This is a genomic window from Paeniglutamicibacter sp. (genome assembly GCF_046714615.1).
In the GTDB taxonomy this organism is placed as follows: domain Bacteria; phylum Actinomycetota; class Actinomycetes; order Actinomycetales; family Micrococcaceae; genus Paeniglutamicibacter.
Genome location: NZ_JBKKAP010000002.1, coordinates 1 through 10,663, shown reverse-complemented (window position 1 = coordinate 10,663; position 10,663 = coordinate 1). Strand labels below are relative to the sequence as shown.

Below are 10,663 nucleotides of genomic sequence, written 5' to 3'. Positions count from 1 at the left end.
GGGCCTATTGCCCAACCCCCCCCCCGGCTGGGGTATTTGGGGGGCGGCGCCCCACCCCAAACGGGGTTGGGGCGGGGGCGCCGTTTTGCGTGGTGTCAGTCCGTCGTTGCGGCGGATTCCGGGGACGGGGGGCCGCACGCCCCACTGTGTCCAGGGCCATCGGAAAGCCCCGATCCGGGCCGTGGGGACCGTGCGACTGGTCACAAAATGTGCGCGGGGGGCGTAAAAAGAAGAATTGGGACTTGCGTACACGGGTTCATGCTGTACTGTGTCGTCTCGACGTACCCCTGAATCACGTAAGGATTGCATTTCGTGGCAACTGATTATGACGAGGTCCGGCCAGACGTAGCCGAGGCCCGTAAGGCCTCCCTTGAAGCGGTCAAGTCCGCAAACGCTCCCGACGCACGCAGCGTGTCCCGAGACCTGGACGAGGAAGACACCTCTGACGGTGTCGAGCTGGCAGGTGCCGACCTGTCGAACGAGGAACTGACGGTTACCGTCGTTCCACAGAAGGAAGACGAGTTCCTTTGCGGTTCCTGCTTCCTGATCCGCCATCGCACGCTGCTGGCGCGCGAGGCCAACGGCGTGGCTTACTGCCGCGACTGCGAAGGCTAGGGCGCAACACCCCCCCAGCGCCTAGAACGACTGCCGCTGCATCATTTTCCCCAAGCTGTGCGCCCCACCGCTGAAGACATCCCGTCTTCGACGGAAAGGCGCCCGCGCGAAGGGGGGCGGATGTGGCGGTTTGGCGTTTAATGCGACCTCATGCACCCGCAACACGCGATGGGCCCGCCGGTTCCGGGGGGCCCATCGCGTTGGAGGCACCGGCGGAAAACCGCGGTGCCGCTTGAAGTGTGTTGCCTAGAAGACGGTGATGTCCGGATCCCATTCGCCGGTGACCAGGTAGGAGACCTTGCGGGCCACCGATACGCCGTGGTCGCCAAAGCGCTCCAGGTAGCGGCTGGTCAGCGTGACATCGGCGGTCGTCGGGCCGGAGTGTGCCCACTCGGGTGCGGCTACGGCCTTGAAGATGGAGACGTGCAATTCATCGATCTTGGCGTTCAGGTCGATGATTTCCCGGGCAATTGCCAGGTCGCGGGTGTCCAGCAATTCGCCGACCTTGCCGGCGATCGCGATGTCGAGCTCCGCCATGGCCTTGAAGGTGGGGGCGATGGACGCCGGGACAACCTGCTGCGGGAAGCGCAGGCGCGCCAGCTGGGCCACGTGGCGGGCCAAGTCGCCCATGCGTTCCAGCGAGGCGCTCATGCGCAGTGATCCGACGATCATGCGCAGGTCCGAGGCCACGGGGCCCTGAAGCGCCAACACGTCGATGGCGCGCTCGTCCAGCTGGTTCTGCAGGAAGTCGATCTTGGCGTCCTCGGCAATGACTTCCTGGGCCAACTCGATGTCCGCATTCGTAAACGACTCATAGGCACGTTCCATGGCCGAGGCCACCAAACGGGACATCTCGATGAGTTCTTCTCCGATTTGCTGCAGATCGGCCTGGAAAACCTTACGCACGCGGGCGTCCTTTCACTACGATGTGGCACCGCGTCCGGCACGGACGACGGAACTGTTCATGTCCATTGTTACAGCACCAAGTGAATCGGCTGGGCGTACGAGGTGAACTTTTCGTGAATGAGTCGCGCCATTCGCCCGTTTGGCACGGGAGGGCGGCCGAAGCCCGGTTAGGCTAGGAGGCGTGAATGATGTCTTGCTTTCCCTTGTTGCGGGCCTCGTCGGGTTGGCCCTTGGCATTGTGGGCATCATGGCGTACCGAGGCTCGATGCTGTCCCGCGGCGGGCTGCCGGTGGTCGGTGAGCCGACGCTGCCCGAGGGCTCCGCCGAAGTGCTTTCGGTCATTGGCCGCGCCTTTGTCATCCTCGACGAGGTCGACGGGGTGGTGCGTGCCAACCCGGCCTCCTATGCCTATGGGCTGGTGCGCGGACATACGCTCATCCACGAGGAATTGCGCACCCTGGCCCGCAAGGTCCGCGCCGACGGCGTCATTGCCGAACGCGAATTCGAGCTCCCCCGCGGCACCATGGGAGCGGCGAGCGTGATCATCCATGTGCGTGTGGCCCCGCTGGGCGAGGAATACATCCTGCTGCTGGCCGATGACCGCACCGAGATCACGCGCACCGCCGCGGTCCGCAACGACTTCGTGGCCAACGTTTCGCACGAACTCAAGACCCCCGTCGGTGCGATCTCGCTGCTGGCCGAGGCCATTGACGGCGCCGCCGACGACGAGGTCGCCGTGCGCCGCTTCACCACCCGGCTGTACAAGGAATCTGCCCGCCTGGCGGCGCTGGTCCAGGACATCATCGAACTTTCCCGGCTGCAGGGCACCGACGTGGTGCTGGCGGGGGAGTCCATCGACCTCAATGAGGTGCTTGCCGAGGCCGTGGACCGCAACAAGCTGCCGGCTGAGGAAAAGCGCATCAAGATCTCCGTGGGCGGTTCCGTGGAGCAGTCGGTCTTCGGCGACAGGGACCTGCTGATGACCGCGCTGCGCAACCTCATCGACAACGCCATCCGCTACTCGCCCGAGGACACCACCGTGGGCGTGGGGCTGCGCGAGCGAGACGGGCTGATCCAGATCTCCGTCACCGACCAGGGCCCCGGCATCGCCCCGGAGGAGCAGGACCGGATCTTTGAACGCTTCTACCGCATTGATGCGGCACGCTCCCGCCAGACCGGTGGCACCGGCCTTGGCCTGAGCATCGTCAAGCACGTGGTGGCCAACCACGGCGGCGAAATCACCCTGTGGTCGCAGCCCGGACAGGGCTCGACCTTCACGGTGCGCCTGCCGATGCTTGAGGAAACCGGCGAATTAGACCAGTCGCTTCCCGCGTGGAACGACCACAAACACAAAACGGCCCATGCGCCTGGCGCGTTGCCGGAAGGAGGACGGGGATGACCCGTATTTTGCTGGTTGAGGACGAGGAATCGCTTTCGGATCCGTTGACGTACCTGCTGGAAAAGGAGGGCTTCGAGGTCCGCGTGGCCGACAACGGGTTGGACGCCGTCACCGCGTTCGAACGCCACGGCGCCGACCTGGTGCTCCTTGACCTGATGCTTCCGGGCCAGCCCGGCACCGAGGTGTTCCGCCAGATCCGCACCGTTTCGCAGGTGCCGGTGATCATGCTGACCGCCAAGGACTCGGAAATCGACAAGGTCGTTGGCCTGGAGCTGGGGGCCGACGACTATGTCACCAAGCCCTATTCCTCCCGGGAACTGGTCGCCCGCATCCGTGCGGTGTTGCGCCGCCAGGGCGAGGGCGACGAATTGGTTTCCAACATCGTTGCCGCGGGCCCGGTCCGCATGGACGTGGAACGCCACGTGGTCTCGGTGCGCAGCTCGGAGGTCCCGATGCCGCTGAAGGAATTCGAGCTGCTGGAAATGCTCCTGCGCAACGCCGGCCGGGTGCTGACCCGCGGGCAACTGATCGACCGCGTCTGGGGTTCGGACTACGTGGGGGACACCAAGACCCTCGACGTGCACGTGAAGCGGCTGCGTTCGAAGATCGAGCCGGAGCCTGCGACCCCGGTGCACCTGGTCACGGTGCGCGGACTGGGATACAAGTTCGAGGCATAGCTGCGCCGCCTGTCGGCAACACCGCAACGGGCCCGCGGGGCGTCAGCAATGACGCGCCGCGGGCCCGTTTTTGATCCCTGCGTCTATGGCTGTCACGACCTGTTCGTCGGTAAGGCGTGTGCAAAGGTCCCGTGCGCGAGCCGGCACGGCCGATAGTGCAACGGCAAAGGCGATGGGCCCGGAAGAATTCTCCGGGCCCATCGCCGTTGCCGTTTATGTCTTATTCCGTCGGCGCCTTGGCGCCGAAGCCGCCCTAGTGTGCGGCTGCCTTCTCGGACGGGGTCAGGTGCTCAAGGCTCTTCGGGTCGAAGCCGCCCGGGACGTACTCGCGGTATTCCTTGAGGGTTCCGTCGATCACCGGGATGCTGACATCGGCGGAGCCCGAGCCGACGCTCAGGGTCGCCTCGGCCTGGGCGCCGGGCAGCACGCCGGTGGAAGGGAGGGTCTTTGCGTTTTCGGTCTTTTCAAGCGACACGACGCTCTTGGCCGGGACGTTGATGCTGACCGAGCCGGTGGAAAGCGTCAGGCCCAGGGTCTGGGCAGCCGCGGTGGTGTTGACCAGGGAGCCGATCAGTCGGGCCTCGTCGGTGGCGCTCTTGGTGACGAGCATCAGGTTGCGGACTTCAAGGTCGCCAACGTTAAGCACGATTCCATCGGATGCGGCGTACTGGAAGGTCGTCGCCTGCTCATTGATGGCACCACAGCTGGTGACACCGAGGGACAACATGGCAAGGGCTGCTGCGGCAACGACGCGGCGTCCACGGTTCTTCTGTGCGGTCATCACGGCACAAACTCCTCAATCAGGTTCGAGTTCGGGTGAGCTCGTGGGCACACGGGATACACCCGAGGGAGCCACTCTCGCCCCTAGCCTAATGGGTTTTGCCGCAAATGTATGATTCGGCCACCGGCGTAAGTGTCATCAATCTGCTGATCACAGCCCTGAAACGACCCGAAATGATTGTTTTGCATAGCAGGAGATCGGCCGCTTGGGAAGACCCAAAACCCCGCCGTTGCAAGGGAGTAGGGGAGCCCCCGAAATCAATTTGCCCAACAATCGTGGTAAACTGGGTAGTGGGAAAGGGGTTTATCCACATGGTTTTTGAGGTTGGCGAGACAGTTGTCTACCCGCACCACGGTGCAGCAATGATCGAAGAGATCAAGATGCGCACCATCAAGGGCGAAGAGAAGATGTATCTCAAGCTTAAGGTTGCCCAGGGTGATCTGACCATCGAGGTTCCGGCAGAAAATGTCGATCTCGTTGGTGTGCGCGACGTAGTTGGTCAGGAGGGCTTGGACCACGTCTTCGACGTGTTGCGGGCCGAGTTTACAGAAGAGCCTACCAACTGGTCACGCCGTTACAAGGCAAACCTGGAAAAGCTTGCTTCCGGCGACGTTATCAAGGTTGCGGAGGTCGTTCGCGACCTGTGGCGCCGCGATAACGACCGTGGCCTTTCCGCAGGCGAAAAGCGCATGCTTGCAAAGGCCCGCCAGATCCTGATCAGCGAACTGGCACTGGCCAAGAAGCTGGACGAGGAAAAGGCCGAGAGCGTGCTCGACGAGGTCTTGGCCTCGTAGCAGCCACGAGTTCTATTTGGTTTTGAACCCCGGCGGGGGTCCGAAACACCGCAAGGTGTTTCGGACCCCCACCGGCATTTAAGCCCGCGAGAGCCATCGCTTGGCGAGTCGGCTGCAGGGTGGGGAACCCCGCTAGGCTGGAGGGCGTGAGCGCCCCAACTTCGTTTAGCGAGCAAGAGATCCACCAGACCGCAATCATCGTGGTCGCCGCCGGTTCCGGGACCAGGCTGGGCTACGGCATCCCCAAGGCACTGGTGCCGCTGGGCGGACGATCCCTGCTGGAACACGCGCTGGACCGGATCCAGCTGGCCGGCTGCGCGACCCAAGTCATTGCCGTGCTGCCGGACGGGAACGAAGACCTTGTTTCCCGCGCGGCAAACCATCCGCTGCGCCCACGCTGCGTCAGTGGGGGAGCGACCCGCAACGACTCGGTGCGCGCCGGACTCGCGGCCCTGGAACCGGGGACCGAACGCGTCCTGATCCACGACGCCGCCCGCGCGCTGACCCCGCCGGAAGTCTTCCGACAGGTGGTGGCCGCGCTTCTTGCCGGGGCACGGGCAGTGATTCCGGTCGTTCCGGTGGTGGACACCATCAAGCAGGTAACCACCGACCCGGGTCGGGACCGGCCGCACGTCACCGGCACACCGGCCCGCGAGATGCTGCGGGCGGTGCAAACCCCGCAGGGCTTCCACGCTCCCACCCTGTTGGCGGCACACCAACGCGCTGCCGGATGGGAACGTTCCGAGGCCGAGGCCATCACCGACGACGCCATGCTCATGGAAATGCTGGGCGAGCGCGTGGACACGGTCCCCGGCGCCGCCGCGGCCCTGAAGATCACCACCAAACCCGACCTCGTCCTGGCCGAATCGATGCTGCCGGCACACCCCGTGAAGGAAACCCCCATGACCCGGCAAACCTGCGACCATCCGGCCCCGCTGATCCCGCGCACCGGCATTGGCATCGACGTGCATGCCGTCGCTGACCCTTCCGAGCCGCGCCCCATGTGGCTGGCCGGGCTGCACTTCCCCGAGGACCAGGGCCTGTCGGGCCACTCGGACGGAGACGCGGTGGCCCATGCTGCCTGCGATGCGCTCTTCTCCGCCGCCGGAATCGGGGACCTGGGCACGCACTTCGGCACCGACCGCCCCGAATATGCCGGGGCCCCGGGAACCACATTGTTGGCCGAGGCCGCGCGCCTGGTACGCGCTGCGGGATTCGAGATCGGCAACGTAGCCGTCCAGTTCGTCGGACGGCGTCCCAAGTTCGCCGCCCGCCGGTTGGAGGCAGACGCCGTGTTGAGCGAGGCGGCCGGGGCCCCGGTCAGCGTCACCGCCACCACCTCCGACGGACTGGGCTACGAGGGGACGGGCGCGGGAATCACGGCGTACGCGACCGCATTGGTGTATTCGGTTCGCTGAAAAACGCCGCTCGCAGCGCACCGGGTGTTTGACCGCCTCGGATAACCTGTACTGGTGAGCATCCGTTTTTACGACACCAAGCAGGCAGCGACCCGGGACTTCGTTCCCCTGACCGAGGGCAAGGTCGGGCTGTACTATTGCGGCGCCACCGTCCAGGGCATGCCGCACGTGGGTCACGTCCGCAGTGCCATCGCCTTCGACATCCTCACCCGCTGGCTGGAAAACCGCGGCTTCGAGGTCACCGTGGTCCGCAACGTGACGGACATCGACGACAAGATCCTGGAGAAGTCGGCAGCATCCTTCGCCGAGGACTTCGAGGAAAACGGCGACTACTTCGCCCGAGAGGAGTGGTTCGCCCTGGCCTACCGCTTCGAGCAGGAATTCAACTCGGCCTACGACACCCTCGGGGTGCGCCGTCCCACCTACGAACCGCGCGCCACCGGGCACATCCCGGAAATGCACCAGCTCATTGCCCAACTCATCGAGGCCGGCCACGCCTACCCGGCGCTGGATGACTCGGGCGACGTCTACTTCGACGTCCGCTCCTTCCAGGCCTACGGCACCTTGACCCACCAAAACGTCGATGACATGCAGGGCGCCCCGGACGCGGATCCGCGCGGCAAGAAAGATGCTCGCGACTTCGCCCTCTGGAAGGGCCACAAGGACACCGACCCGGCCACCGCCTCCTGGCCCAGCCCCTGGGGCACCGGCCGCCCGGGATGGCACCTGGAATGCTCGGCCATGGTCACCAAGTACCTGGGTACCGCGTTCGACATCCACGGCGGGGGGCTCGACCTGCGCTTCCCCCACCACGAAAATGAGATGGCTCAGTCCATGGCCGCCGGCCACGACTTCGCCAACTTCTGGATGCACAACGGCATGGTCACCTATGAGGGTGAAAAGATGTCCAAGTCCATCGGCAACACCATCTCCCCGACCGAAATGCTGGAAATGGCAAGCCCCCGGGCCGTGCGCTACTTCCTGGGCCAGGCGCACTACCGCTCCCAGCTGGACTACCGCCCCGATTCCCTCGCCGAGGCCACGTCCGCGATCGAGCGCATCGACACCTTCGTGGCCAATGCGCTGGACCGCATCCACGGCGTGGGTCCCACGGAGGACTTCTCCATCGACATGCACCACTTCGAGGTGACCGAGGCCTTCGCCAACGCCATGAACGATGACCTCAACGTGCCCCAGGCGCTGGCGTCGCTGCATGAGACGGTGCGCCGCGGCAACACCGCGCTGGCCGCAGGCGACCTCGAGGCGGCCGACGAAGCTATGCAGCAGGTCATGGCCATGACCTACACACTGGGACTGGACGACACCGTCGAGGCAGGCGGGGCCGCCGATGCCGCGCAGTCCGCCGCACTTTCGGTGCTTGTTGCCGCGCAATTGGCCGACCGGGCGGCCGCCCGCGAGGCCAAGGACTGGGCGCGTTCGGATGCCATCCGCGACACCCTGGCCAAGGCAGGAATCGTCGTTGAGGACTCGGCGGACGGCGCCCGCTGGAGCCTGAAAGCGTAAGTTGCCACACAAAGGGCGAGGAATTTGCGTTCCTTGTCGCTAAAATGGGCGGGGCGGTGAGTGAAATCGCCGTGCCGTCCGCCCCGATCCAAGGAATACACCATCATGTCTGCTGCACAGAAGCGTTCCGGCGCCATACGCAAGAGCAAGAAGGGCCCCTCCGTCGGAACCGGCGGATATGGCCGCAAGGCGCTTGAGGGCAAGGGCCCCACGCCCAAGGCCGAGGACCGCTCGTACCACAAGGCCTTCAAGAACAAGGAGCTTGCCGAGCGCTCCGCCGCCAAGCGCGGTCCGTCCAAGGGCGGCTCCGCACCGCGCGGCCGCAGCACCGGTGGACGTTCGAAGAGCAGCGAAGAGCTGGTCACCGGACGCAACTCGGTCGTCGAGGCACTGCGCGCCGGCATCCCGGCCAAGGCCCTGCACGTGGCCATCCGCATCGACATGGACGAGCGCGTGCGCGATTCCCTGAAGATCGCCTCCGAACGCGGCATCCCCGTGATGGAAACCGGCAAGCCGGAACTGGACCGGATGACCGACGAGGCGATCCACCAGGGCCTGGTCCTGCAGATCCCGCCCTACGACTACGCCGATGCGCTGGAAACCGTCAAGGCCACCATTTCCAAGCACCGCAAGGGCTACATCAAGAACGCCCCGCTCTTCATTGCACTGGACGGCATCACCGACCCGCGCAACCTCGGTGCGATCATCCGTTCGGCCTCGGCCTTCAACGCCCACGCCGTGATTGTTCCCGAGCGCCGCTCGGTGGGCATGACCGCCTCGGCCTGGAAGACCAGTGCCGGTGCGGCTGTGCGCGTGCCCGTCACTCGCGCCCCCAACCTGACCTCCACGCTCAAGGGCATGAAGGAAGCCGGCGTGTTCGTCATCGGCCTGGACGGCGAGGGCGACGTTTCGCTTCCGGATCTTGGCCTGGCCACCGATCCGCTGTGCATCGTGGTGGGTTCCGAGGGCAAGGGCCTGTCCCGCCTCGTTCGCGAGAACTGCGACATGATCGTCTCGATCCCGATCAACTCCTCCATGGAGTCGTTGAACGCATCGATGGCCGTGGGCATCACGCTTTACGAGGTTTCGCGCAAGCGCAGCGCGTAAGGCGACACCGTGCACCGGGCACTGTCCGGATGGCACTAGAATTTCATGAAAGTGGTTCGACGTTTCTGGCAAGGAAACGTCGGACCACTTTCTTCGTTAACGAGAGTTCCATTCCGCAGCCGGGGGCCGCCGGCTGCGGGATGGCTATTCCCAAGCCCGCCGATTCTCGATAGCGTGAACTGCATCGGAACCCCCGCTGCCGGAGGGCAACACGGGGCGCCCCGGTGCGATGCAACGAGGGGGATGAGAAACGCCATGGGTCCAGCGCAGCTCGACGCCGATGACTATGCGCCGCACAGGCTTGAGGAATCACTGGGAGCGCCGTTGCATGTGCGACCCGAAATCCTCGAGGCGGTTGAACGCGGCGAAGACAAATCCCCGCATGCGGTCCTCGGACCCCACTTGAACCTGTTGGGACATGTGTGCGTGCGAACTCTGCAGCGCGATGCCCTGGCCCTCAACATCCTGACTTCCACGGCCACGGTGCCAATGATTCGCGAGCACGGCGATATCTGGGTGGGCTTGATCGAGTCCAAGGACACCGGCCGGGTACCCGACTACCGGATCCAGCGCATTGAGCTCGGGGGTGTGCGCGTGATCGATGATCCATACCGGCACACCCCGCGCTTGGGAGAGCTGGAGCTCCATCGCCTTCGGACCGGCGGAACGCAGATGCAGGAACTGTTGCTCGGTGCACATCCACAGCATTACTCCTCACCCATGGGGAATGTGGAAGGCACGGGATTCGTCGTCAGGCAGGATGAGGCGATAGCCGTCCGGGTATGCGGCGACTTCAATATCTGGAACGGTTCCGCTCATGCCATGCGCCAGCTTGGACATAGCGGGATCTGGGAAATCTTTATCCCCGGTGTCGCGGTCGGATCCAAATACCGGTTCGAATACCTGGAACCCACCGGCACATGGGTCGAGTATGCGGACCCCGCCGGCCATTATTCGACAGAAGACCCCGACACCATATGCGTGGTCCAGCCCGAGGGGTTTGAAGCCTAGAACTGTGGGCTGGCTCAGGGGGCCCTGAATCCCAGACATCAAGCGGTAATTCTTATGGGCCAGCTCACAGAAAGCATTTCGGCTTGGTTTAGTGATTTTCCGACGTCGGAGGATTGAAGTTCCCCGTCTTCCCGGGGTTTTGGTGCTCCGCCGGTGCAGGTGCCCGCCGTTTGGACATTCCGGCCGGATGCGCGTAGAGTTATTTCTCGCACCGAGCACCGCAACGTAGCCCGAAAGGGTGAAGCGCGGAGCCGATTGCAAGGAATTCCAAATGAACTTCGGAAGTCGATTTGACTCCGGGTTTGAATGGGTCTAAGATAGTAAAGTTGCTCCAGAGCGAAGCGCCGGCAGGAATCATAAGCCCGGGTCGTGGAGGTTGGAAGCGTCTGTTGTTTGAGAACTCAATAGTGTGCCAAGTTTGTTGATACCAA

Annotated in this window: 10 protein-coding genes; 8 read left to right on the top strand and 2 right to left on the bottom strand. The window is 64.3% G+C overall.

Translation table 11 applies throughout. The annotated features are described in order from the left end of the window. Window positions 1–312: 312 nt before the first annotated feature. Window positions 313–615 (top strand): DUF4193 domain-containing protein, encoded by a 303-nt coding sequence (locus ACLQ7E_RS00100; protein WP_071214863.1) that lies wholly within the window; start codon window positions 313–315, stop codon window positions 613–615. Window positions 616–861: 246 nt separating this feature from the next. Here the strand turns inward: ACLQ7E_RS00100 and phoU are convergent, their stop codons facing one another. Beyond that, complete coding sequence (gene phoU / locus ACLQ7E_RS00095; RefSeq protein ID WP_411730479.1) at window positions 862–1,521, bottom strand: phosphate signaling complex protein PhoU; 660 nt, start codon at window positions 1,519–1,521, stop codon at window positions 862–864. Between the two features lie 181 nt (window positions 1,522–1,702). Between phoU and ACLQ7E_RS00090 the strand changes: the two genes are divergently transcribed. Continuing rightward, window positions 1,703–2,920, top strand: coding sequence for a sensor histidine kinase (locus ACLQ7E_RS00090; protein WP_411730478.1), 1,218 nt, complete (start codon window positions 1,703–1,705; stop codon window positions 2,918–2,920). After that, window positions 2,917–3,597, top strand: a complete 681-nt coding sequence (locus ACLQ7E_RS00085) for a response regulator (protein WP_407613375.1) — start codon at window positions 2,917–2,919, stop codon at window positions 3,595–3,597. Before ACLQ7E_RS00090 ends, ACLQ7E_RS00085 begins: the two co-directional genes overlap by 4 nt. A 253-nt stretch (window positions 3,598–3,850) precedes the next feature. Here the strand turns inward: ACLQ7E_RS00085 and ACLQ7E_RS00080 are convergent, their stop codons facing one another. After that, window positions 3,851–4,378, bottom strand: a complete 528-nt coding sequence (locus ACLQ7E_RS00080) for a hypothetical protein (RefSeq protein WP_411730476.1) — start codon at window positions 4,376–4,378, stop codon at window positions 3,851–3,853. Window positions 4,379–4,689: 311 nt separating this feature from the next. On the opposite strand from ACLQ7E_RS00080, the gene ACLQ7E_RS00075 reads away from it, so the two are divergent. The 5 genes from ACLQ7E_RS00075 to ACLQ7E_RS00055 all read left to right on the top strand — a co-directional run bounded on the left by ACLQ7E_RS00075 (window position 4,690) and on the right by ACLQ7E_RS00055 (window position 10,232). After that, window positions 4,690–5,172 carry a CarD family transcriptional regulator gene (locus ACLQ7E_RS00075; RefSeq protein WP_105551679.1) on the top strand — a complete coding sequence of 161 codons (483 nt, stop codon included), beginning with the start codon at window positions 4,690–4,692 and terminating at the stop codon, window positions 5,170–5,172. Window positions 5,173–5,318: 146 nt separating this feature from the next. Then, window positions 5,319–6,590, top strand: a complete 1,272-nt coding sequence (gene ispD / locus ACLQ7E_RS00070; protein ID WP_411730475.1) for a 2-C-methyl-D-erythritol 4-phosphate cytidylyltransferase — start codon at window positions 5,319–5,321, stop codon at window positions 6,588–6,590. 54 nt (window positions 6,591–6,644) lie between these two features. Next, a complete protein-coding gene (gene cysS / locus ACLQ7E_RS00065) occupies window positions 6,645–8,114 on the top strand; it encodes a cysteine--tRNA ligase (RefSeq protein ID WP_411730474.1) in 1,470 nt (489 codons plus the stop codon). A 105-nt stretch (window positions 8,115–8,219) separates the two neighbouring features. Continuing rightward, window positions 8,220–9,221 carry a 23S rRNA (guanosine(2251)-2'-O)-methyltransferase RlmB gene (gene rlmB, locus ACLQ7E_RS00060; protein WP_411730473.1) on the top strand — a complete coding sequence of 334 codons (1,002 nt, stop codon included), beginning with the start codon at window positions 8,220–8,222 and terminating at the stop codon, window positions 9,219–9,221. A 255-nt stretch (window positions 9,222–9,476) separates the two neighbouring features. Further along, entirely contained in the window at window positions 9,477–10,232 is a 756-nt protein-coding gene (locus ACLQ7E_RS00055; RefSeq protein WP_411730472.1) for a GlgB N-terminal domain-containing protein, read from the top strand. The last annotated feature ends 431 nt before the right edge of the window (window positions 10,233–10,663 follow it).

Coding starts and splice junctions, on each gene's coding strand:
- ACLQ7E_RS00085 (WP_407613375.1), top strand. CDS start 2,917: ATGACCCGTATTTTGCTGGTTGAGGACGAGGAATCGCTTTCGGATCCG.
- ACLQ7E_RS00075 (WP_105551679.1), top strand. CDS start 4,690: ATGGTTTTTGAGGTTGGCGAGACAGTTGTCTACCCGCACCACGGTGCA.
- rlmB (WP_411730473.1), top strand. CDS start 8,220: ATGTCTGCTGCACAGAAGCGTTCCGGCGCCATACGCAAGAGCAAGAAG.
- ACLQ7E_RS00080 (WP_411730476.1), bottom strand. CDS start 4,378: ATGACCGCACAGAAGAACCGTGGACGCCGCGTCGTTGCCGCAGCAGCC.
- ACLQ7E_RS00055 (WP_411730472.1), top strand. CDS start 9,477: ATGGGTCCAGCGCAGCTCGACGCCGATGACTATGCGCCGCACAGGCTT.